Genomic DNA, 23,392 nt, shown 5'->3' with positions numbered 1-23,392 from the left:
AAACCATGAATACAGCCTATGACCTGACCCAGATTAATGCCCTTTCCGCCTCTGATATGGAGTTCATCCGCCAGCAGGGAGAGCAGCCACGCCGCGCGCTCAGCGACGCCGTGACCGGCCTGCTGACCGTCCCGGCGGGCTGGCGCGTCTGCGCCGAATACCGCGCCGAGTTCGGCGGTTTCTTCCCGGTTCAGTGCCGCTTCAGCGCCGGTGAGAGCGATGACTGGCACCTGTGTGTGTGCAGTCCGGGGGAGGTGTCGCCGTACTGGCTCCTGGTGCTGTTGTCGGCAGGCGGCACGGTCGTGCGCACTCTGTACCAGAGTGAACACCTTGAACCTGACGTGCTCAGCCAGCTGATTGCGCAGATGGCGGGTCTGCGCCGCTTCAACTGTACCGCCAGCACGGTCGCAAATCTGATGGGTATGGAGGTGCCGGTATGATCCCGAACGCCCTTGCGCTTGTTTCCCTGAATCCTGCCCGTCAGGCCGCCATTCAGGCCATCAGCCATGTCGAATTGTCCCGCGAACGCGGTGCCAGGCTCCCCGCCATGCCCTATGTGCGCACCTTCCTGCGCGTGCTGACGGGCAGCAGTCGCCTCAATGCCACGGTGGCGCGGCAGATCCCGGGTCTTCACTGGGTACCGAAAAACCGTCACTCAAACCTGAAACAGGTGGAGGAGGCGCTCGATACGATGATCGCCACCGGCGGGGAAGCCTGCCCGCTGCCGCTGAATCCGGACGTGCAGGCCGAACTGTTCCCGGAGGTGATGCACAACCGGATGCACAGACGCCTGCACCGGGGCAACATCACCACCACACGCCAGCTGCGCCGCGAATCCCGTGACATCGATCAGCAGTGGCGGCTGCGCCAGAACCTGATTGCACAGGCTGAAACGGATCTGAACTTCCAGTCACCCGAAACCCTCTGTACCTGGTATAGCCGGTGGAGCGACGAGCTTGACGCGGGAGAGCTGGAGCCTGTGTTCTGGCGCTGGCAGACGCGGTTCGCGTCGCTGAAGGAACTGCACTGGCTGCGTCTGAGCGGAGAGCCGCTGTATGCCGTGATGTATGAGATCCCGTTCATCGTTCGTGAGACACCGGAGACCGTCCGCGCAGCGGAGCGCTGGCAGGTACCGAACAAGCTTCGTCACAGGATCGTGACTGACGGAAAAGGGTGATAATTTATACAGTTTTCAGCCTGTTAATCCTGGGCAGGAAGTGTACATCCGGGTATAATGGCTGTGGCGCTTGAGGCTTTTTGCCTCATGACGTTCTGTGGGTTTGTTATGGTTGTTGTGAGGCAGAAAGAAGAAAGCCCCGAAGGTAAATTTTCATTTAACCAACGAGGCTCAATCTTGATACTAGACACATCAAAGATTAGCCGCTTACCTGCCGAAAGGCAAGGAGAAGTAAGCTATTGTTAATCCTATGCAGTAATGTCCCTTTTGACCCATTCTGAAATGTCCCCGTAGCTTCTCAGCCAGGATATTTCATGTCAAAAGAGATCATTAGCATGAGCCTTAAAGAACTTGACCGTCTCCAGATAATTCGGGATTCAGTCAGCCGCCAGATCACCCAGGAGCAGGCTGCGGACCGTATAGGCATATCAATCCGGCAGGTAAAACGTCTCGTTCAGCGTTACCGGATAGAAGGCCCTCAGGGACTGATTTCCCGCCGCCGAGGACAACGTCCCAATAATGCTTTTACGTCGGAATTTCGGACTCTCGTCATCTCACTTGTCAGAGATAAATATCCGGATTTCGGTCCCACTTTTGCCTGTGAGAAATTACGGGAGGCCCATGGGCTGGCTTTGTCGGCCGAGACTTTGCGCAAGTGGATGGTTGAAGAAGGTTTATGGCGTGAGCGCCGCCGAAAAATTGCCCGCATTTATCAGCGTCGGCAACGGCGCCCATGCTATGGCGAACTTATCCAGATTGATGGTTCTCCGCATGACTGGTTTGAAGAAAGAGGGCCCCGCTGTACATTAATTGTCTTTATTGATGACGCCACCAGTGCGCTTATGGCGCTCCGCTTCGCTCCTGCAGAAACGACCCGCGCTTATATGGAAACGTTACGTGATTATCTCGACAAATATGGGCGTCCTCTTGCCCTGTATTCTGACAGACACAGTATTTTCCGTGTGAATAACCCGGAACGTGAAGGCGAACTGACGCAATTTACCCGTGCAATTAAAACTCTTGGGATCGAGCCAATTCACGCTAACAGCCCTCAGGCTAAAGGCCGGGTTGAGCGTGCCAATCAGACGTTACAGGACAGACTGGTTAAAGAATTACGTCTTCGCAATATCAGTGATATCGAATCAGCTAACCTGTGGTTGTCTGAGTTTGTGAAAGATTACAACTCTCGCTTCGCTTCGATCCCCCGTGAAAATGGTAACGCCCACAGGGGGATTCTTCATTCTCCGGAAGAACTTAACTACATACTCTGTTATCAGTCCCGTCGGGTGCTTTCCAAGAATCTGACCTTTCAGTATAAAACGAGTGCATATCAGATCCGTTCAGAAGGGCAGGGATACCGTCTCAGGCATGCGATTGTCACGGTATGCGAAAACTTTAACGGTGAAATAACGGTGCTTTATGAAAGTCGGCCGTTGGGCTACGAGAAATATGTTGATGGGCCTGAACCAATACCGCTTGATGATGAAAAGAGCGTTCATGAGCGTGTGGATAATGCGAGGTTTGATTTGCGATCAAAATATTACGTCAAACCTGCTGCTGACCATCCCTGGATGACACGGCGAACGCAGAGCAAAGATGATGTGAAGCCGCCAACGTTACCCAGAAAGAAAGTACGCCCGGATACGACCCCAAAATAGTGCTCACAGCATTAGTTAATTGCGATTAAGGGTTGCATTATAAATGTCGTCGTTTTCGCGTTTACCTACGCCGATAACAGTGACTGTAACAATGTCGTCCTCTACACGATAGACAAGGCGGTATCCGGCACCACGTAGCTTAATTTTATACTGGTCCTTACGTCCATGTAGCTGTGATGCCGGAACTCTGGGGTTCTCCAGGCGCTCTTTGAGTTTCTTTTTGAACTGCACCTGTAGTGTATGACCCAGCTTCTTCCATTCTTTCAGAGCGGATTCGTTGAAAGCCAGCTTATAGGTCATCGATATTGACCTCTATAACCCTTTCTCCGCTTCGCTCATCAGCCATCCTTCCCAGTTCTTCATCTTCCAGAAGTTCCATCAACTGTGCATAGAGTGCCGGTGGTACACAGTAGAATGCAGGCTCATTACGATTAAGTATGGCTACCGGAGCGCCATCCCCGGCGTGGAAAGTTCCCATAGGGTCACGTTTAAGCTCAGTAATACTGGCTGCCGTAGTGGTCAGAACCTGAAATGCCATTATGTTACCTCCTAAGTTTGAGTGTTAATTGTAGATCATTTAAAAGGGTCTTTAAAGGTGCTTTTCGTTGGGGGTTTATCAGGTAACAAAGCTGGATAGCGTGATATGACTTACTGAGAAAAGTTGCAGAAATAGGGTTGAGGGGAGGCAAATCAATTGAAATCAGAGACTAAGCATTTTTGTGCGTTTGTATGGATTGAGGTAAAATTCATCACCTGCGTTTCTGGCGGGTTTGTTGGGGGTTTGTTGCCTGTTTTACCCGGTTCCCGTCAGAAACGCTCTCAGGCCTTCTGAGCTGTGCGCGTAATGAGGCGTTATGGTAAATACCCTGAGGGCATGTCCGCTATGAGCGAGGTGCAGACCTTACCACTGTTGACTATTCTATATTTAGAAGGTTGGTTGAAACAAAGATTTGCTTGCTAACAATCAGTCTAGCTTTAGCTGGTGACTCACCTGAGAATCGAACTCAGAGCTACTCCTTCATAAGAGCCCTATCGCAAGGCTCTTATGAAGGGAGTTGCTTTACCTATTAAGCGAGTGAGTCGTAGAAACTTTCTATGATTTTATCAGATTTGTCAAGGTCATAAGAGTATTGTGAATGTATATAGTTTTTAGCAACTTTTTTTATCTTAGCGTGATCTTTCCCATACTTTCTCCAAGTATTGAAAGGAATACTATCAAAAATCATCTTCTCCGTAGGTTCAAGAAGTTCAGCCATTTGTTCTGTAAAGTCTAAAAGAAATTGGCACCAAAACTTAATATCATGAAATGATAAGTTGTTTGGTTCATTTGGAGCCGAAATCATTGTGTATTTTTCTTGCACGAAATTGAGGGAATTTCTCTTAGAATTATAATATTCAATTGCTTTCTTTTTGCATTCCACACTTGGGTGAGCAATTGAATTGCGTAATAGCCTAAAATAATCTGCAGAGTCAGATTCATACCGAAAATATGTTTTATCTAATGGTTTTTTAGTAAAGTTGCTTTGTAAAATTTCTAAAGGAGATGCTTTATCTGTTCTTTTCCACTGAAAGCCAAAGTGTTTGCATTCGGATTCAATTTCTTCCAGAAATAAGTCAAATCCACTAAAAAGCGCTACAATAGCGAGTCTATTCTGACTATTTATTACTCGTTCAGATTTTATGCCTTCAAGTTTTATACTTGCCTCTTCAGCCTTTTCACTCCAATACTTCTCATTTTCATGTTCGAGTTTTATGGACTCTAATAATGAAATATGAACTGCAGCTGCTTCTGCTGTAAGTTCACCTATGAATAGCTTAAAATTCCTTACGCTTGGGGGTCTGTATGCGCACATCAGTGAGTCCTGTATATTTTCAACTTTGAGGGATTATCTTATAAAAATAATTCTTAAACAAAGAATATTCGCATTTGGCTCAATGGAGAGCCAACGCTGGTTGTACCGGCTAAGTTTGCGCTTCAATGCTACTTCGGCAAAAAACGGCTAATACAAATCAAGCATAATTGACATGTTCTTTTTTCTCAACGCAGTTTGATGTTAGCAGCCTCAACTACTAGCGCCACGCACAGGGATCAGTTCAGCTACGAGCGGTTAGCGGAGGTTTATACCTTTCTGCTGATGAAGGTTTAGCTACCAGTCCAACGTGTCAATTAATGGTGAACAGGTCAAGGTTTTTTTAATATCCCTGCATCATCTGAGACGATTTTGCGCGACAGAATTTACGGCTTATCAGGGGGCATTCTTGAGCACCAACTCCTCTGAAAACATAATAGGCTATGTTTGTGACCTGCTCTTCGTTGATAAGGTTAGCGAATATTAATCTGAGTCCATTTTCCCAAACTCTGTAAGGCCGAAAACGGAACTCCCTGAAACATGAGCTTGTAAGCCCGCTTCCTGCATTTCACTCAATTCCACTTCCTGGCTATCCTCTAACCCGATAGAGAACATGGGATGAGCCCAGTTCCAATTCGGATCAGGAACCAAAATATTATTCTCTATCTTAAAAAAACTGACCATGAGATGATGGCTTCCCTGTATCGCCTCGTCATCATCGATGTTGACCAGTACACCAAAGTGCTTGTAGCCTGCTTGTCCATTCTCGAACATTTTTATCTTCGTGCCATTTCTGAACATCCACACAAAATGATTACCAGTGGTATCAGTGACTTGCCAGTTATATTCGTCAATTTTCCAATTAAGATATTGTTTGATATCAGACTTAGGTTTGAGTTTTTTGTCATTACTAAACCATTGTATTGCCGAGAGTGAAGGGTGAAGGCCTTCCGGCTGGGGAGACTGACCTGCGGCAATGGAATACATGATCTTTGTCATTGATGGAAGCCCCATCAAATGCCATACATCATGGATATCCTTTTTAAGTATAAGAAGCCCTTTGGATACGCCATCCGCGTAAGTTGACTTTAAGCGGACAAGTATGTCCTTGTTACCATCTTTGTCGAGATCTTCAATGCTCACTGAAGAAGCCACGACTTCGTCATCCCCTGCATCCGGGATGATTGCCCAATACCCAATATCGTAGAATCCAGGTCTGCCAACCACTTTATCTATCAAACTCTGCCCGGAGGGTTCGAAGATCATCAGGAAGCGGCTAGAGGCACCATTTGTGCTCACAGCTCTTCCGTAGACTACTACGGAGTTTGAGGTGCTTAGGTCGAGGGACTCACTCGCCACTGAGTCAAACGCCACTGAGTATAAATGTGTGGCAAACTGCTGCTGGATGCAGGCTCGAGCCATTCCAACTAATTTTTCACGAACATCAGCAGATCGAATTGGCTGTGAGGTGAAATGGAAAAGCCCTACTGTAGCCACTATGCATATTATTCCCGATATAACGGTACTTATAACCTGCTCCTTTACAACTTTCACAACTTTCATCAATAGCTCCTTCAACTTCACTTCTGGCTCCTGAGTACTATTAAACTTTTCATGGGAAAATCCGATTATTATTAATTGGATCTTTAGGACAATATCAATCCTGCCCGCACCTAATAGCCATTTCCGATTGAGCGCACGAAATTACTGCAGCCAGCAGAAGCAGAATTGTCAGGTACTGCTTAAAGATTCTCACTGATTTTCGTTTGGTAAGTTAAGATCGCGGTGTTCAACTCATCAACATAGCGCTCAAATTCATCCACGACATACAACAGAAATCGTTCATCCATCAGTACATTATTAAAAATAGTAATTGAAACGCCAGCCTTCTCAGCTATAGCGCGAGGAATGGCTCGCAGGAGTCGCTTTTCAGAGTCAGTTTTTTTGGTTTGCTTACAGGAAAGCATCTTATAGTTATCTGCTATACCATCGCTATGGGCCATAATATTCCTGATCACTGATAGATGATCGATATCCTTAATGTTTCCACCGCCAAAATTCTCTTTGAGGCGTTTATGGCAATCCTCAACTGTCTTGCGTATTTTATTAGTAACCTTACCTGATAGGTCATCCATAAGTTCTAGGCAATCAACCATACGGTGTTCAAACAGACCAAATATGGTTAGAAAGGCTGAGCGGCGAGTAAGTTGCGCTATCAGGTGCTTGTATTCAGATTTAACTTCATTTTCATCATACCCTACGCATGATCCGCATGTATAGTATGTGCGTTGAAACGTTGTAATCCGTCCATCTTCATGATGTTTTTCATCTGGAAACTCTCCTGGCTCAATGGCCTCGGGCTTATCGACATCACTTAGCGCACGGGATATATTTGCTTCTGCCTGCTCCGCAAGCATTTTCATTACGGGAATTGAGGCGGTCGCTCCCCATAACTTTGCGTTAAAGAAAAATTTTGCCACACTCTAAATATCCATTAAAAACAGATTGTTGGCCTCAGATTCTATCTTTAAACTAATAAGTATCCTAACCAAATGGAGCCTATGTTTTTGTTATTTTGCCTAACGATCCGTAATGTTGTAGTGGCTCATTAAATTTGGTGATCCTAACAGAGGTGCATCACGTCCGCTTCTGGCACGCAGCGGACCGTCTGGGGTAACGCGAGGTTCGCTGCGTGCGAACAGCGGACGTTTGTTCGCCTACAGAGATCGAGTCTGGGCGGAGGTAAGGTGAGTACGCTTCAGCCCATTTTCAATGCCGTATCAGGGAACTGCCTTTGATCTACTCCCAGAAAGCACTGGCACCAATGGATTGGCAACAGTGCTAAGATTTCTCCGGCGTTTTTAAACACAATTACTAATGTGTTTTCGGATATCAATCCATATGAACTATGATGAGTAGCCGACTTACAAATACCAACCTATGGATCACTCCAGTTTATAAAATACCTTACGAAAAATGGCTATATTCAAGTGATATCTTTTAAGGACTTGTTGGCCAATGGTACTTCCAACAATTGGCAAGGCCCGCCGTGTTCTTTTGAGCTGGCTAACATGATCTTGTAAGCAGCCCGACTCGCCCCAAGATACACGCGTGACACATAACGTCGGCGTGAGCCGAAACCAAGATCTTCGTCATAATCCGAGCTATTTGCATGGATTAAGAACACAGTATGAAACTGCAGCCCCGCTACAAATTCCGGCATGCTGAAGACGCATTTATTCTTGGCATAACGTAGGTCTTTGAGGTCATCGCGTGATGTGATCGGCACTAATTTGTCTCGGACTCGGCCAGCAACACGAATTTTATCGAACAAAGCTTCGTTCAAACACAGTACTGCTACTTGGCTTCCGCCGCCTTCTATATCGCGAATTATACGAGCAGCCTGCGCGAATACACTATCAACTAGTTTAATATCTGTGTCATAGATGCTTAAGGTGGGGATATCACCATCATCCTGACGAGAATTAGATGTGTACGTTGCGTACTCGCCCTCAAGATCCATGGCAGGGAATGAAGCATCAAGATCACTTAAGAACGCTGTGATCTGTGGTGTTGACCGATAAACCTGTTTGAGTTCTGTAAGGACAGACTCTCCAACTCCAGGATTGCGAAACTTTTCCATTCCACCGCTAATAGCGACATCATTGGTACTCTGTTTGATATCGTAGGCCATCAGTAATGGCCATCGACCACTAACCTGCGCTCGCGTTTTAAAGAGGTTGTGAAGAAGCATCGCCTCAGCTCGAGTAAAATAGTGGTACTCGTCAACGAACACTAGGTCGAAACCATCACGATCACGTAAGGCACCCCACTCGTGAGTGCCGAGGTAACGGTCAAAGTCAGCGATCATTTGATCCATGCTCAGCATCTTCTGCTTCCGTAGCAGTGTGCGATAGATGTCGTGGATCTCTAAAACGACTCGGCGGTGGGCTTCAGTTGGTAGGATCATCTGCCAAGGCTCCCGAGAACCTCGAGTAGCATAACGATTAGCCTCATGTGTATCTTTCCTAATTGCTTCCAGATCTAGCACACAGGCAAATTCGTTCATAATTTCGTCAATGAGCGAGGGGTCTTCACTATGCTTCTGTAAGCGCAGTTGGAAATCAGGACAATCTGTAAAATTATCCAAAACAATACGTGGGTCTTTTACTACCTGATCGATTGCCTGCACAATGAGCATCCTTTGATATTCACGCCCATCTCGACCGTCTAGTGACAAGGGCTGCAGGCCTTTTTTCTCATAACCCAATTTCTCTTGCGCGAGCTCGTAAATAGTGCCGATCCATAGTTTAGGTTGTCCCGAAGTCGTTTTTAACGATGTCCATTTTTCTGTCGGATCAAGTGCCTGAAGCATGCCCCGTACGACCGTATTAGCCAATGCCGAGCTATGGGTTAGAAATGCGAAAGTTTTATCGTTTCCTACATCGTCGTACAAATCACGTAGGCACTTCACAACCATTGATTGCGTTTTTCCAGTGCCAGCAGCGCCACGTAGCCTTACGGGTCGGTCATGTAACCTATCGACAAACTCTCGTTGCTCACGGTTAAGGCGTTGTTCATACCATTCCTGCAAAGTCCCTGCACTAGCCAGTTTGACGCCCAAGGGTTCGGAAAGAAGAACACCGAAATTACCAACATTTGGTACGGATGGAGGTTCCGCCAAAAGAGCATCACAGATCCTGCTAATTGCACGCTGATACAGAGAATTGTCTTCAGGTACTCGCTCTAGGTCTTCTGGAGTGCTTGTGATAGCGAACGCGTATAGGCAGCTGGTACCATCTGGCGATTGGTCGAAATAGATCCGTTGTTGGGCATCTCGGGGCGGCTGTGCGTAAATCGAAAGCAGAGAGCCAGAGAAATAAGGCTGCCATGGAAGGGGAATTGCTATATTACGATCAAAATGTCTCAATGCCACGCGGATAATACGCTCGAAAGCCATGCGTGGTTTAACCACTATACCTTTATTAGAAAAGACAGTGGTGTTAATGACAAGATAGTTTTCATCTAGATCGGCTTCTTTTGAAAGTAGGAAAACTATATCGTCTAATTCCACGCGGCGTAGACCATCGGTATTTTGCGGTACTTCGAATTTCTGCATCCAAGAATCTTCGATTAATGCCCGATCCAATATGCTGATAGCCTTCGAGTCAATTACAACGGCAGATATGGTTGTCATCAGGGGCGTACCTCTTGCTCATTTTTCTTGAAAAATTCCTCAGCCGTAAATTCAGCTGCAGTCTTGCAGGCAGATTCAAAGATCGTTGGCATCCCGATACGTGAGAATAGAAATGCCAGCTTTTGAGTGATTGAGAAGCGAATGCTATCATCGAGCCGTCCAACTCGGTGATAAGCGTGTGGATGACCGTCTATACGCGCATCTTGCTCGGTGAGGTAAAGTTCGGGAGCCATGATTGTCCACATTGATCGTAGCATTACGACAAAACCAACACCCTTCTGTCGAGGTAACTCAGGAATTACAAAATAGTCCTGGAAGCCACCACTATCTTTAAAGGCATCTCGAACGGCTTCCTGCTGATTTTTCTCATTGATATCAAAGAATGTCCAAGCCGATTTTAATAAGCTGAAGGAGCTCTGTTTTTCGTCTGGACATACCGTCAGCGCAAAACCCTGAAGATTGCGCAACTGCTTTTGATCTAATCCTGAAGTCTTCCCAGTTACACTCTTTAAAATATCTTCTGCAGACTTACTGTGTAGCCATTGCACTACAGAATCATGTGTTAGTAGCGTTAGATCAGGGTGTCGTTTGCGGATCTGACTATTAAGATACTCACATATAGAATTCGAACGTTTTTCTGAAAGCCTGCGCAATTGCTCCTGTGCCCACGGACCTTCGATATAGACTGCCATAGGTACTATTTCTAACCAAGTATAGCGTTCGCTAGCTTTCTTTTGAGCAATGTCGCAATCGGCTGTGATTATGACCCCTAATTTTTCTACTTCTCCGGTGTTAGGATTAAGTTTGCGTATGATATCACCTTGGCGAATATCTTCAGTATCTTCAATCTGCTTAAAAAAGCCCGTCATTGGTCTAATCTCTAATCTCAGGAAAGGTCAAGGGTTACAATGTAAATGCAAAGTATCACAACATGGAAGTACTGACCTGTTCAACGTGCATTAATCCAACTTGGTATTATTAAAGTCCGCTCTTGGCACGGAGCGGACCATCTGATTGAACGGAGAAGCCGAAATCCTTGGAGTCCATTGCCAGCTCGTCTAATTGATGACTGGAACTTGCGTTAGCCTTTCAAAGAGCTAACTTTAAATAGTTGTGAATCCCCCTATGCGGTGGGGCGTTTCAGCAGGAAACCAATGCTGGTTACCTCTCAGAGCGCAGGAATGTGTGCTGATGGCGTTCTTATCGGGAGGCACCCGACACCACAGTCTGCCCCTTCACGTGGTTCATTAGGTCTGTTCGTCCGAGCAGGATTTTTAATTGTTTTATTAAATTTCTTCATTGCACCCCGCTCTGATTGGAGTGGCTTACCATTTTTGAGCACATAAACAAAAGTGCTGAATTTCCGCTCCTGGCACTGTTCAGACTGTCAGATAAATGTGGCCCTGCGCCATACCTATGTCAGCCCAAGTTTTAGCTAATCCAAATAAACTTATCGTCTGACGGCCGCAGCAAGAGCCTCATCCTGTGCCAGTAAAGTAATCACATCACTGAATCGCCACGGATAATCTAGACACTTCTGAGCCGTTGATAATACTGGTTTTCATATTCTGTCGATGGCACGTGCTGCCTAAGCCGCTCAGGCAATCACAGGACACTTCTGTTTCGCAAAGAAGGTGCCGTTTCTGCTTTGCGTTGACACATCAATCTGGGGCTGACAAAAATGGCGGAGTCCTGCCCGGGGGCAACAAAATCGTCACTCGAAGGTATTCAGGCATGGTACATCAGAGATGAAACTTATTCAGCGGCACTGGCCGAGCTGGTCAACGCTCAGAAAGCGCGGCCTCTGGCCGCATTCTGGGGCGACGGGACAACATCATCGTCAGACGGGCAGAACTTTCGGGTAGGCAGTCACGGACGTTATGCCGGTCAGGTCAATCTTAAATATGGTCAGGAGCCGGGCGTGCAGATTTATACGCATATCTCAGACCAATACAGCCCGTTCTATGCCAAAGTGATCAGCCGGGTGCGCGACTCAACCCACGTGCTTGATGGCCTGCTGTACCATGAAAGCGATCTGGAAATTACCGAGCATTACACCGATACCGCAGGCTTCACTGAACATGTTTTCGCCCTGATGCACCTGCTGGGATACGCTTTTGCGCCGAGGATCCGGGATCTTCATGACAAGCGGCTGTTTATTCATGGAAAGGCCGAACGCTATCCGGGGCTTCAGTCCGTCATATCAACAACCAGCCTGAATATCAAAGACATTGAGGCACACTGGGATGAGGTATTGCGCCTGGCAACCTCGATTAAGCAGGGGACAGTCACCGCATCGCTGATGATGAAAAAGTTAGCCAGTTACCCAAAACAGAATGGACTTGCCAAAGCGCTGAGAGAGATTGGCCGCATTGAGCGGACACTATTTATGCTGGACTGGTTCCGTGATCCCGGTCTGCGCCGACGCGTACAGGCGGGGCTGAATAAGGGTGAGGCCCGTAATGCCTTTGCGCGAGCGGTCTTTATGCACCGTATGGGTGAAATAAGGGATCGTGGGCTGGAGAATCAGAGTTACCGTGCCAGCGGGCTGACGTTACTGACAGCGGCGATCACGTTGTGGAACACGGTATATATAGAAAGAGCTATTGAGTCACTAAAACGAAAAGGTATCCCGATAAATGAGCAACTGGTATCTCATCTTTCTCCCCTGGGCTGGGAACATATCAATCTGATTGGAGATTACGTCTGGCGTAATAATCTTAAGCTGGGATCCGGAAAATACCGCTCATTACGCACAGTCGACACCACATTGTACGAAAAACAGTCTTAGCGTGGGATAATTTCCGTTTTTCAAGCGGACCCCACGTCAATCATGCCAGGACAACCATCAGCGAATGGCGTCAGGATTATAACGAATGTCGCCCGCACTCCACGCTGAATTATCAGACGCCGTCTGAATTTGCAGCGAGCTGGAGAAAGGGTAATTCTGAGAGTGAAGGATCCGACATTACTAACTGAGCCTTGTATCTAATCCTGGGGGCAGGTCACTTCAGTCATACCTGGTGAGCTTAAATCAGGAGAGACATTTAGTGAATTATCGCGGCCACTTAGTAAGATTTGTCACAAATGGCAAGATGGCACGCAGGTGAGAGACACCTGCATTTTGTCAGAGGGTAGCGAATTACCCTCTCTTTATTGAGATGTTTCTAAAAAAGTGTAGTGTAAAAAAAGCCTGCTGTTAGCAGGCCATAAATTTTTTTAACTCATTTTTTGTTCGATTCTGATAAATAGGGTAAGCATGCAATTAAACGTGGAGCAGAGAGCATGACAAAAATGCTATAAATATTTCCTGACCGCATCAAGTATCTCCTGTGACGTTAACTCCCTGTCAGTAGCTACGTAAACAATACCATGATCGCCAGTTAAGGAAGGAAAACCTGCAGACATAATCCGAAGATGTGTTTCTTCACCGTTTGGATATTCCTGCCTGATAGAGGATATACCTTCCAGAACGGTCATAACTTTACAGGATTCAGCATTAAAGAAAACAAGGACTTTAATCATATTTTATTACCCTGTTCTCTCGTGGGTGTTAACTGGCAGATGTCATTAAGGTCAAAGCCATTACGAGGTGCTTTCGGAGATAGCCTCGCTCATTACGCACTTCTTATTTAACAAGCAGTTAGTTTGTGCTTTTAAAATTTTTATGCAGTAGTCCTGCACTCCATTACATCGGTCAGCGCACTCATAATTGTGAAAAATATGCTGATCAGATATTAAGAATAAACGATTTTTATCTGATTTAAGTTATGGATCTGTCTACTCAGGAATAATCCTTCATCGTTATCGCAGATCCACATTGATTTATTTATCGCAAAGTATTACGTTTGCAGCAGCAGGACCTTTGTCTCCGATCTGAATGGCGAATTCAACTTTCTGTCCTTCAAATAAAGTTTTAAAGTTGTCGCCATTAAGCGCAGAAAAATGGACAACGATATCTTTGCTGCCATCAAGAGGAGAGATGAAGCCAAAACCTTTGTCTTCGTTAAACCATTTTACCAGGCCTGTAATTCTAGAGGTCATACTGACTCCTGTTATACATCGTTATATTGATAGTAAACGTATGGACTCAAAAAGAGGGGATATCAACGATAGCGCCTGGTAATGAGAACTGCCCGGAAAATTTCTAACTTTCATTAGTACATCGAACTGATGGGATTCATTAAGGCACAGGGAATCGATATAAGCAAATTATCTTTTAGCCGTCCAGAGGTCCTGTAGGGAAAATAAAAGTGGCTGAATGCCATTTTCAGTGTATAGTCTTTACTTGTTTTCAATAAGGAATTGACTTGTCCCATAAAATGACAGGAATTGTCAAAAGCTTTGATATTCTTAGTGGTAAAGGCCTCATCATCCCATCTGATGGACGAAAAGACGTTCTGCTTCACATTTCAGCCGTTAACTCCCGCGAATCAGAATTACTCATCCCTGGAAGGCGCATAGAATTTTGCCGGATAAACGGTCTCAGGGGGCCTGTGGCTGCGAACATTTATCTTTCCTGATTTTCATTGTGCCAAAATAAATAGATTAAAACTTAACCACACGTGGTACGGTGAATCTCATTCATTGAAAGGTTAATGGTTATGTCTGTTATCAATTACGCAATGAAACTCTTCAGCAGTGCGTCTACTGCCGCTGCTGCCTGTCCTGTTTGTGGCTTAAAATCAGCACAATCGTTGTCAAAAATCCGGCTCAACCAGACCATGCTTTGCCCCGGATGTAAGGCTCTGTTTATCTCCCGACGCTAGCTCGACCAAAACCGCAGAACAGAGCTTATGTCCTATACTTATGTTAGATTCCGGCAGCTGTTAAATCCCTGATGCCTGACGCCCATCCTGAGAGAACTTTTCTGATCTGATTTCGCAACTGCTCCTGCGCGCTAACGTCGCATCAGAGCAATGCTATGAAAATGAACCCAAGAGCGTGGTTTAACCGCTCCCGTATTCTGATTAATGCTGCCGAAAACATAACGTTTTCGGCGAACGATCCTGCCGGTGAAAGCACCCCGCGGTCAGAACTCTTTTCGACCGTCCAGATGGAACGCTACGGCCAGAAGCTGGCGCGGACTCATAAAGTATCACCAGATAAGCATCCTTATTATCTTCTGAAACGGCTTGGCGACAATGAGGCCGTCATTACCCAAAACTGCTATGAGCTTAACGCGGGTAAAAAGACCAGTATCATGCCCGCCGGTGAATGGCTGCTGGACAATTATTATCTGATTGAGGAACAAATCCGCACTGTCCGCCAGCACCTGCCGAAAAGCTTTGGCAAAGGTCTTCCGTCGCTGGTATCGCCGCTGAATTGCCCACGAATTTATCATATTGCATCAGAGGCCATTGCTCACGGCGATGGCCGCTGGGATGCCGCCAGCCTGACCAGCTATCTCACAGCCTATCAACAGGTGACGCCGCTGACGCTGGGTGAAGTCTGGGCGTTACCGGGAATGCTGCGCCTTGCGCTGATTGAAAATCTTCGTCGTATCAGTATGGAAGTGATAAAAGCGCAGCAGGACAGAAACCTTGCCGATACGTGGATAACAAGGATTGTCGAATGCGCAGAGAGTGCGCCTGGTGATTTAATTATGGTGGTTGCCGATATGGCGCGCTCCCGACCTCCGTTAACCAGTGCGTTTGTCGCAGAGCTGGTGCGGCGCCTGCAGGGGCATGGCAACGCGCTGTCGTTACCTCTGACCTGGGTTGATCAGTGCCTTCGGGAACAGGGGATCACCACTGACGTTCTCATACATAGTTTCAATCAGCAGCTTGCCGCCAGCCAGCTGTCCGTCAGTAACAGCATCGCGGGCCTGCGATTATTGAGTGAAACGGACTGGGCTGATTTCGCCGAAACGATAAGCGTTGTCGAACAGGCATTACGCAATGATCCTGCCGGCATTTATCCCCGTATGCACTTCAATACCCGGGATCATTACCGGCACGTAGTTGAGGTTCTGGCCAGAGACAGCGGTCTCAGCGAGCCTGAGGTTGCTGAGAAGGTGCTGGCGCTTTCAGAGGAAAAAGCGCCCGATACACCGGAACATCATGTTGGTTATTATCTTGCGGGCGAAGGTCGACAGGCGCTGGATATTCATCTCCTGGCAGACGCCTCAAGGCTCATACGCTTGCGGTACAGTTTCAACAGAATAACCCTGCTGTCATGGCTTGGAAGCCTGGCGTTGCTGACAACCGCAGCGACCGCAGCAATAATGCACGAAACCGCCATGCAGGGCGCAGACTGGCTATTGATCGCGGTGATATTGCCTCTGATTATTGCTTTAACTCAGTTAATGAGCGATTTACTCAGTGATGCAACCACCCGTTTTCGCGTTCCTCGCCCCTTGCCGGGGATGGATTTTTCAGCCGGTATTCCCGCTGACAATGCCACCATGTTAGTCATTCCCTGCATGTTGACCAGCCACGAAAGTTTCAGCCAGCTCCTCACCAGTCTTGAAGTTTGCTGGTTGGGGAATCAAAACGAAAATCTCAGGTTCGCGCTGCTCACAGACTTCGCTGATTCTGAAAATGAACCCTCGCCGGAAAGTCACGCGCTGCTCAGACAGGCTATCGCCGATACGCAGGCGCTTAATCGCCGCTACCCCTCCGGCCGACCACGTTTTTATCTGTTACATCGTCAGCCTGAATGGAACCCCTCGGAAGGAGCGTGGATGGGCTATGAACGCAAGCGGGGAAAACTGGCGTTACTGAACAGCTGGTTGCGCCATCCCGGAACGCAATTCGTCAGCGTTGCAGAGATGCCTGCCCACCTTTTACCGGGTCACATAAAATACGTCATTACCCTGGACAGCGATACGGTGCTCCCGCGCGATACGGCACACAAACTCGTCGCGACGATGGCGCATCCGCTGAATACGCCTGAGTATGATCCGGTACGCCAGAGGGTTGTCAAAGGATTCGGTATTTTACAGCCCGGTCTTGCGGAGGAGATACCACGCAACGGTCAGGGGCGTTACGCAGCCCTGCGCAGCAGCGTACCGGGCAATAACCCTTATTCGATGATGTCTTCGGATATTTATCAGGATCTCTTTGGGGAAGGCTCGTTTGTGGGCAAAGGGATTTACGATGTTGATATTTTTATGCAGGCCACTACCAACATCTGCCCGGAAAATCTGGTACTCAGCCACGATCTGCTTGAAGGATGCTATGCACGTTCGGGTCTGCTGAGCGAGGTGTTACTGTACGAACAGTACCCTAATAATTATCTGTCGGATGTTGCACGACGTTCACGCTGGATCCGGGGTGACTGGCAACTGCTTAACTGGCTAAAACCACGCGTCAGAAAAGCCGATGGAACCCGGGTCAGGAATCCGCTGACCGCGCTTTCTTACTGGAAATTACTCGATAATCTACGTCGCAGTCTGGTCGCCCCCTCCTTACTGATATTGCTGTTCTTCGCTCTGCTTTGGGTACCCAACCCGGTTTACTGGCTGGGCATACTGTTGCTGATATGGCTGTTGCCAGCCATCCTCTGCATTAGCCACGACCTTCTGCATAAACCTCTGCGTCGCCGCGTGAAGCCGCATCTGTTAATGGTGGGGGCGGGCGCGCTAAAGCGTCTGTCAGGTATCAGCCTTAATTTTGCGATACTGCCGCACGAAGCCGGATATTCGCTGAAAGCGATCGCCGTGACGCTATGGCGACTGGGGATAAGCAGGCGTCACCTCAGCCAGTGGGTCAGCCACAGCCAGGACAGCAGTCAGGCCAGACCCACTGTTGCACGTTTTTATCAGGCGATGTGGCTGAACGTTGCCGGTGGCGTGGCGCTGACAATACTGACCGGACAATTTGCCCCACAGCTGCTGGGGATTGCGTTACCGATCGGTTTGGTATGGTGTGTGGCACCGCTGCTGATGAGCTGGCTGAGTCGCCAGCCCGTGCGTAAGGTTTTTTCGCCTAATCAGGAACAAAAACAGCTGTTACGCCAGACAAGCCGTGAAATCTGGGCTTTTTTTGAAACATTTGCCACAGCAAAAGAGAACTGGCTTCCGCCTGATAATTATCAGGAAATACCACAACCGACGGTGGCACACCGAACTTCTCCTACCAATATTGGTCTTTCACTTATGGCTAACCTGACGGCATGGGACTTTGGCTACCTGCCCGGCGGAGAGGTGCTCCGGCGCGTGTCGCTCACGCTCGACACGATGGATAAAATGGAGCACTACCGGGGCCATCTCTACAACTGGTATGACACCCGTACGCTGGCCCCCCTAAGTCCACGCTATATCTCCAGCGTCGACAGCGGCAATATGGCCGGGCATTTATTGACCCTGCGTGCAGGCCTGTCCGCCATGCGTCATCAGCCTGTTTTAAGCAACCAACAGATACTGGCAGGACTGAACGATACGCTGGATATTCTGGAAAAACAGTGGGGTAAGAACCCACCTGACAGCCTGAGACTGCTGCGCAAGCATTGCCTGAACGCGGTGTCGCTCTCTCCGCAGGCGCTTTTCAGCGAACTGAAAAGCATGCGCACCCAGTGCAACCATCTGACCAGCGCATGTCATCAGGGATCTCCTCTTCAGATGCGCTGGGCTGGACATCTGGAGCATCAACTGGTTCAGCTTTGCCATGAGTGGTCTCTGTTGCTTGGCTGGTTGCCTGCATCCTGGAATGAACAGACGCTGCCGACGCTGAGCGAGCTTGCCCGTCCGACATTAACCGGTACAGGAACGCCTCCGGCGTCAGTGGCGGAGCAGGCCCGAATGCGACTCAATATTATCACCGAGCTGGAACAGCGGCTGGATGAGCATGCCCGGATGGATTTCGCCTTTCTGTACAGTGAAGCAACCAGTCTGCTCAGCGTCGGTTATAACTGTGACACCAATATGCCTGACAAAAGCCACTACGATCTCCTGCCGTCTGAAATCCGCCTGACCAGTTTTCTTGCCATTGCGACTAATCAGCTGCCTCTTAAAAGCTGGTACGCGCTGGGTCGATTGTTTACCACGATTGATAATGAAACTGCCCTGATGTCATGGAGCGGATCGATGTTTGAATATCTGATGCCGAATCTGGTGATGCCCACCTGGCCCGGCAGCCTGCTCGATGAAATGAGTCAGTCGGCGGTTATGCGCCAGATTCACTGGGGGAAAGAACGCGGGGTACCATGGGGTGTTTCAGAGTCTGGCTATCATGCTTTTGATGTTCAGCATAATTATCAGTATCAGGCATTTGGCGTACCGGGGCTCGGTCTACGCAGGGGGCTTGCCGATGACATGGTTGTCGCTCCTTACGCCACGCTGCTGGCGCTGATGGTTTCCCCGCAGAAAGCCTGTGAGAACCTGTTCAGGCTGCAAAAAAATGGTGCATGCGGAGAATACGGTTTTTATGAAGCGCTGGACTATACCCCCTCACGTCTTGCAACCGGTCAGCTCTATGCGGTGGTACAGTCCTGGATGGCGCATCACCAGGGTATGGCATTTCAGGCGCTGGCTCATGTGCTGCTTGATGCCCCCATGACTGAACGCTTTATGTCCAGTACGGTATTCCGGTCAGCGAGTCTGCTGTTACAGGAGCGCGTGCCGGATGCGGTCGATCTGTACAGTCCGCGCCGTCATTTTGAATCTCATGAGGGCATGGTCAAACCCGTTCGCTATGAACCCCGTATTTTCTATAGCGTGGATACCCCCTCCCCGGATATTCAACTCCTGTCCAACGGCCATTATCATCTGATGTTGACCGCGGGCGGTGGTGGTTACAGTCGCTGGAATGATATTGCACTAACGCGCTGGCGCAGTGATACCACCCGTGATAACTGGGGAGCATTCTGCTACATCCGCGATACCCAGACGGGAGATGTGTGGAGCAATACCTGGCAACCAACAGGCTACACCAGCGGACAAGACGAGGAAGTGTTGTTCACCGATGCGGGGGCAGAATTCAGACGCAGCTTAGGGGGACTCAGCGTCAAAACTCAGGTGGTGATCTCTCCGGAGGATGATGTTGAATTGCGACGGCTCACACTGATTCATCGTGGTCGTAAGCCTCGCTCTCTGGAGCTGACAACCTATGCTGAAGTGGTACTGGCACCTGATGCCAGCGATCTGGCACACCCGGCATTCAGCAATTTGTTTATTCAGACTGAGCTGGCTCCTGAGCGTGACGCTATTCTTTGCCACCGGCGCCCGCGCTCACCGGATGAAGCGGGCCCTTGCCTGTTTCACATGATGGTGGTGCACGGCGATAACCGACATAACGTGTCGTTTGAAACGGACAGGGCAAGGTTTATTGGACGTGGCAGAAACCCTGCGAATGCACAGGCAATAGAGACGGGAGGGATGCTAGGCAACACGTCGGGCTCGGTGCTGGATCCGATACTGGCAATTCGCAACGCCATCATTCTGCAGCCAGGGCAGCCGGTTACGATTGATATCATTTATGGCATCAGCGAGACCCGTCAGCAGAGCCTGGCGTTGCTGGAGAAATATCGCGATTACCCTATTGCCGATCGCGTCTTTGAACTGGCCTGGTCTCACAGTCTGGTGGTATTGCGCCAGATGAATGCCAGTGAAGATGATGCCACGTTGTTCAATAGTCTCGCCAGCGCTGTGCTTTACCCTGTCCAGGAGCTGCGCGCCGAAGGCCAGGCGATAGGCCGCAACCGGCGTGGCCAGTCCGGACTGTGGGGCTGGGCAATTTCAGGGGATCTGCCGATAGTGCTGCTGAGTATAACCAGCGAGGAAAGTATCACCTCAGTGACCACACTGATTCAGGCACACCGTTACTGGAGACAGAAAGGGCTGGATGTTGATTTGGTTATCCTGAATAACAGCCCCGGCGGCTACCAGCAGGGATTACAAAATCAGATAATGGAGTTAATTTATGCCGGGTCTGAAGCCAGTCTGCTGGATAAAAAGGGCGGGCTTTTTGTCCGGAACGGTGAGCATCTCTCCGCTGAGGATAAGTTGCTTTTGATGAGCGTGGCCTGTCTTTATCTTGATGACCGCGCAGGGGGTATTAATGAGCAGCTTAACCAGCGTATTCATACCCTGAAATCGCCGGCAAGGGCATTCATTCCGCGTGCTGTGCGCGAGCGTAATCAACATACGGACTGGAGCCCTGATACCAGTCAGTTATGCCATTTCAATGGGTACGGTGGATTTTCTCCGGATGGGCGGGAGTATCAGATCGTCCTTCGGGAAAATGCGCTTACACCGGCTCCCTGGTCGAACATACTGGCAAATTCTCGTTTTGGCAGTGTGATCTCAGAGGCAGGGCAGGCCTATACCTGGTATGAGAATGCCCATGAATACCGGTTGACGCCGTGGGAGAACGATCCGGTGAGCGATCGCAGCGGCGAGGCATTTTACTTGCGCGATGAAGAGAGCGGGGAGTGCTGGTCGCCGACGGCTTTACCTGTTCGCGGACACGGTGACTACCTGACCCGCCATGGTTTTGGCTACAGCGTTTTTGCCCATCGTGAGAGTGGTATAGACAGCGAGTTGACGGTCCTGGTTGCTGAAGAAGATCCGGTTAAACTGGTGCTCCTGACGCTCAGTAACTCTTCGGGACGGACACGTCAACTTTCCGTCACAGGCTATGTAGAGTGGACGCTCGGAGAAACACGAACGCGCTCAGCCCCTCACATTGTGACACATGTGGCCAGAACGCCCGGTGGCTGCGGGGTGCTTGCGAATAACTTTTATGGTGATAATGGTGGCGGCCGAACTGCATTTTTTGCCGTCAGCGGTAATGACTGTTCTCTGACAGGGGATCGCCGGGAGTTTATTGGCCGTAATGGTTCCCTTCACGCCCCTTCGGCCATGAAACTGCAAAAGCTTTCTGGTAAGACGGGGGCCGGTCTGGATCCCTGCGGAGCGGTGCAATCGGCGGTTACATTAATTGACGGGGACCAGAGGACGTTTATTTTTATCCTCGGCGCAGAGGAGAATGATGTTTGTGCTCAGGAGACGCTGGCCCGCTACATGAACGAGGATACGGTCCGCCAGGAGCTGAACCGGATTCATAATCACTGGCACAATGTTCTCGATAAAATCGTAGTTAACACCCCCGACACGTCCGTAAATTTACTGGTTAATGGCTGGCTGTTGTATCAGACGGTCGCCTGCCGTCTTATGGCCCGGAGTGGCTACTATCAGTCTGGCGGTGCATTTGGTTTTCGCGATCAGCTGCAGGATACGCTGGCTCTGAGCCACGCTGCTCCGGACCGGATGCGTGAACAGATAATACTCTGTGCATCACGGCAGTTTATCGAGGGGGATGTGCAACACTGGTGGCACCCGCCACACGGCAACGGTGTGCGTACCCGCTGTTCCGATGACTATCTTTGGCTGCCGCTTGCTGTTTGCCACTATGTTGAAACGACGGGGGATATGGATGCACTGGAAATACGCATTCCTTATCTGGAGGGACGCTCGCTTCAGCCTGGTGAAGAGTCTGTCTATGACACGCCGGTCATCAGCGGCACCGAAGAGACACTCTGGTTACACTGCGTCAAAGCTATTCACTATGGACTTCGCTTCGGGGAGCATGGCCTGCCGCTGATGGGGGCTGGTGACTGGAATGACGGGATGAACCGGGTGGGTATCGAAGGCAAAGGTGAAAGCGTCTGGCTGGGCTTCTTCCTGTACGACATTTTGCAGCGGTTTGCAGCGCTGGCGGAGCGCAGGCTGGATGAAAGCGTCGCCGCGATGTGCCGTTCACAGGCTCTGCGCCTGCAAAGTAATCTCGAAGCCCACGCCTGGGATGGGGAATGGTACCGGCGCGGGTATTTTGACGATGGTACTCCCCTGGGATCGAAAACCTCACAGGACTGCCGGATTGATGCGATTGCGCAGAGCTGGTCTGTATTGTCCGGCGCCGCGAGCCCGGGACGGTGCGCAAAGGCCATGCAGGCGCTGGATAAGCACCTTGTGGATAACGAAGGAGGGCTGATCAAACTGTTAACGCCTCCTTTCGACGGACACGGTCCAAATCCGGGCTACATACAGGGGTACCTGCCCGGCGTGCGGGAAAACGGAGGGCAGTATACGCATGGCGCCATCTGGGCAGTGATGGCCTTTGCCCGAATGGGGAATGCCGAACGAGCCTGGCAACTCTGGTCAATGCTCAGCCCTATAAATCATACCCTGAATGCGGACTCTGTCGGGATTTATAAAGCTGAGCCTTATGTCATGAGTGCTGATGTCTACAGCGTCGCTCCCCATACCGGACGTGCAGGGTGGAGCTGGTATACCGGTTCCGCAGGCTGGGCCTGGCGTTTACTTACCGAGGAATTACTGGGGATAAAACGTTCAGGCACTGACTTTAGTGTTCATGCCAGGTTACCGGATGAGTGGTCGTCTTTTTCTATGGCATATCAATATGGTGAAAGCCATTATCAGATTAGTGTTTCACGCGGCGATGCAGAATATTGCGTGACGCTGGATGGTGTTCTCCTCCCTGATGACAGAATACCGCTGAAGGATGATGGACAAAACCATACGGTTGAGATCATTCAGAACTGACAC

The 23,392-nt window shown here is 49.2% G+C and carries 15 protein-coding genes, 1 tRNA gene and 2 pseudogenes; 8 read left to right on the top strand and 10 right to left on the bottom strand.

Annotation, left to right across the window (positions count from 1 at the left end):
- The first annotated feature begins 5 nt into the window (after positions 1 to 5).
- The 3 genes from psiB to WFN75_RS21930 all read left to right on the top strand — a co-directional run bounded on the left by psiB (position 6) and on the right by WFN75_RS21930 (position 2,835).
- Positions 6 to 440 carry a conjugation system SOS inhibitor PsiB gene (psiB, locus tag WFN75_RS21940; RefSeq protein ID WP_336996819.1) on the top strand — a complete coding sequence of 145 codons (435 nt, stop codon included), beginning with the start codon at positions 6 to 8 and terminating at the stop codon, positions 438 to 440.
- Complete coding sequence (locus WFN75_RS21935; RefSeq protein ID WP_336996818.1) at positions 437 to 1,177, top strand: plasmid SOS inhibition protein A; 741 nt, start codon at positions 437 to 439, stop codon at positions 1,175 to 1,177. The genes psiB and WFN75_RS21935 overlap by 4 nt, the downstream gene beginning before the upstream one ends.
- A gap of 314 nt (positions 1,178 to 1,491) precedes the next feature.
- On the top strand, positions 1,492 to 2,835 hold the full coding sequence (locus WFN75_RS21930) for an ISNCY family transposase (RefSeq protein WP_336996817.1): 1,344 nt from the start codon (positions 1,492 to 1,494) through the stop codon (positions 2,833 to 2,835).
- Between the two features lie 15 nt (positions 2,836 to 2,850).
- Here the strand turns inward: WFN75_RS21930 and WFN75_RS21925 are convergent, their stop codons facing one another.
- The 8 genes from WFN75_RS21925 to WFN75_RS21890 all read right to left on the bottom strand — a co-directional run bounded on the left by WFN75_RS21925 (position 2,851) and on the right by WFN75_RS21890 (position 10,751).
- Positions 2,851 to 3,135 carry a type II toxin-antitoxin system RelE family toxin gene (locus tag WFN75_RS21925; protein WP_004187019.1) on the bottom strand — a complete coding sequence of 95 codons (285 nt, stop codon included), beginning with the start codon at positions 3,133 to 3,135 and terminating at the stop codon, positions 2,851 to 2,853.
- Entirely contained in the window at positions 3,125 to 3,373 is a 249-nt protein-coding gene (locus WFN75_RS21920) for a type II toxin-antitoxin system Phd/YefM family antitoxin (protein ID WP_048030981.1), read from the bottom strand. The genes WFN75_RS21925 and WFN75_RS21920 overlap by 11 nt, the downstream gene beginning before the upstream one ends.
- Positions 3,374 to 3,815: 442 nt before the next feature.
- A tRNA-OTHER gene (locus WFN75_RS21915) sits at positions 3,816 to 3,917 on the bottom strand.
- Complete coding sequence (locus WFN75_RS21910) at positions 3,903 to 4,688, bottom strand: hypothetical protein (protein ID WP_336996816.1); 786 nt, start codon at positions 4,686 to 4,688, stop codon at positions 3,903 to 3,905. The genes WFN75_RS21915 and WFN75_RS21910 overlap by 15 nt, the downstream gene beginning before the upstream one ends.
- 480 nt (positions 4,689 to 5,168) lie before the next feature.
- Complete coding sequence (locus tag WFN75_RS21905) at positions 5,169 to 6,248, bottom strand: hypothetical protein (protein ID WP_336996815.1); 1,080 nt, start codon at positions 6,246 to 6,248, stop codon at positions 5,169 to 5,171.
- Positions 6,249 to 6,427: 179 nt separating this feature from the next.
- A complete protein-coding gene (locus WFN75_RS21900) occupies positions 6,428 to 7,165 on the bottom strand; it encodes a hypothetical protein (RefSeq protein WP_336996814.1) in 738 nt (245 codons plus the stop codon).
- 506 nt (positions 7,166 to 7,671) lie between these two features.
- Positions 7,672 to 9,882, bottom strand: a complete 2,211-nt coding sequence (locus WFN75_RS21895; RefSeq protein WP_336996813.1) for a UvrD-helicase domain-containing protein — start codon at positions 9,880 to 9,882, stop codon at positions 7,672 to 7,674.
- Positions 9,882 to 10,751, bottom strand: a complete 870-nt coding sequence (locus WFN75_RS21890) for a hypothetical protein (protein WP_336996812.1) — start codon at positions 10,749 to 10,751, stop codon at positions 9,882 to 9,884. Before WFN75_RS21890 ends, WFN75_RS21895 begins: the two co-directional genes overlap by 1 nt.
- Positions 10,752 to 11,542: 791 nt before the next feature.
- Between WFN75_RS21890 and WFN75_RS21885 the strand changes: the two are divergent.
- Both WFN75_RS21885 and WFN75_RS21880 read left to right on the top strand, forming a co-directional pair.
- Positions 11,543 to 12,673: pseudogene (locus tag WFN75_RS21885) on the top strand (Tn3 family transposase); the annotation flags it as partial.
- Between the two features lie 41 nt (positions 12,674 to 12,714).
- Positions 12,715 to 12,861, top strand: a pseudogene (locus WFN75_RS21880) (integrase core domain-containing protein); the annotation flags it as partial.
- Between the two features lie 318 nt (positions 12,862 to 13,179).
- On the opposite strand, the gene WFN75_RS21875 reads toward WFN75_RS21880, so the two are convergent.
- Both WFN75_RS21875 and WFN75_RS21870 read right to left on the bottom strand, forming a co-directional pair.
- A complete protein-coding gene (locus WFN75_RS21875) occupies positions 13,180 to 13,407 on the bottom strand; it encodes a hypothetical protein (RefSeq protein WP_096924194.1) in 228 nt (75 codons plus the stop codon).
- Between the two features lie 300 nt (positions 13,408 to 13,707).
- Complete coding sequence (locus WFN75_RS21870; protein WP_016239707.1) at positions 13,708 to 13,926, bottom strand: cold shock domain-containing protein; 219 nt, start codon at positions 13,924 to 13,926, stop codon at positions 13,708 to 13,710.
- Between the two features lie 266 nt (positions 13,927 to 14,192).
- Here WFN75_RS21870 and cspF point away from each other — a divergent pair, with 266 nt between their 5' ends.
- The 3 genes from cspF to WFN75_RS21855 all read left to right on the top strand — a co-directional run bounded on the left by cspF (position 14,193) and on the right by WFN75_RS21855 (position 23,389).
- Positions 14,193 to 14,405, top strand: coding sequence for a cold shock-like protein CspF (cspF, locus tag WFN75_RS21865; protein ID WP_071601025.1), 213 nt, complete (start codon positions 14,193 to 14,195; stop codon positions 14,403 to 14,405).
- A gap of 75 nt (positions 14,406 to 14,480) precedes the next feature.
- Complete coding sequence (locus tag WFN75_RS21860; protein WP_318528834.1) at positions 14,481 to 14,651, top strand: YnfU family zinc-binding protein; 171 nt, start codon at positions 14,481 to 14,483, stop codon at positions 14,649 to 14,651.
- 155 nt (positions 14,652 to 14,806) lie between these two features.
- A complete protein-coding gene (locus tag WFN75_RS21855; protein WP_336996811.1) occupies positions 14,807 to 23,389 on the top strand; it encodes a GH36-type glycosyl hydrolase domain-containing protein in 8,583 nt (2,860 codons plus the stop codon).
- Positions 23,390 to 23,392 lie beyond the last annotated feature (3 nt).

It is taken from the genome of Leclercia sp. UBA7405 (assembly GCF_037152215.1).
Lineage (GTDB): Bacteria > Pseudomonadota > Gammaproteobacteria > Enterobacterales > Enterobacteriaceae > Enterobacter > Enterobacter pneumoniae.
This window is presented reverse-complemented; position numbering and strand designations above follow the sequence as displayed.

What these genes read in the sequence shown, in the direction of transcription:
- WFN75_RS21860 (WP_318528834.1), top strand. Translation starts at nt 14,481, where the DNA reads ATGGTTATGTCTGTTATCAATTACGCAATGAAACTCTTCAGCAGTGCG.
- WFN75_RS21935 (WP_336996818.1), top strand. Translation starts at nt 437, where the DNA reads ATGATCCCGAACGCCCTTGCGCTTGTTTCCCTGAATCCTGCCCGTCAG.
- WFN75_RS21875 (WP_096924194.1), bottom strand. Translation starts at nt 13,407, where the DNA reads ATGATTAAAGTCCTTGTTTTCTTTAATGCTGAATCCTGTAAAGTTATG.
- WFN75_RS21890 (WP_336996812.1), bottom strand. Translation starts at nt 10,751, where the DNA reads ATGACGGGCTTTTTTAAGCAGATTGAAGATACTGAAGATATTCGCCAA.
- WFN75_RS21895 (WP_336996813.1), bottom strand. Translation starts at nt 9,882, where the DNA reads ATGACAACCATATCTGCCGTTGTAATTGACTCGAAGGCTATCAGCATA.
- WFN75_RS21910 (WP_336996816.1), bottom strand. Translation starts at nt 4,688, where the DNA reads ATGTGCGCATACAGACCCCCAAGCGTAAGGAATTTTAAGCTATTCATA.
- psiB (WP_336996819.1), top strand. Translation starts at nt 6, where the DNA reads ATGAATACAGCCTATGACCTGACCCAGATTAATGCCCTTTCCGCCTCT.
- WFN75_RS21905 (WP_336996815.1), bottom strand. Translation starts at nt 6,248, where the DNA reads ATGAAAGTTGTGAAAGTTGTAAAGGAGCAGGTTATAAGTACCGTTATA.
- WFN75_RS21870 (WP_016239707.1), bottom strand. Translation starts at nt 13,926, where the DNA reads ATGACCTCTAGAATTACAGGCCTGGTAAAATGGTTTAACGAAGACAAA.
- WFN75_RS21930 (WP_336996817.1), top strand. Translation starts at nt 1,492, where the DNA reads ATGTCAAAAGAGATCATTAGCATGAGCCTTAAAGAACTTGACCGTCTC.
- WFN75_RS21925 (WP_004187019.1), bottom strand. Translation starts at nt 3,135, where the DNA reads ATGACCTATAAGCTGGCTTTCAACGAATCCGCTCTGAAAGAATGGAAG.
- WFN75_RS21920 (WP_048030981.1), bottom strand. Translation starts at nt 3,373, where the DNA reads ATGGCATTTCAGGTTCTGACCACTACGGCAGCCAGTATTACTGAGCTT.
- WFN75_RS21855 (WP_336996811.1), top strand. Translation starts at nt 14,807, where the DNA reads ATGAAAATGAACCCAAGAGCGTGGTTTAACCGCTCCCGTATTCTGATT.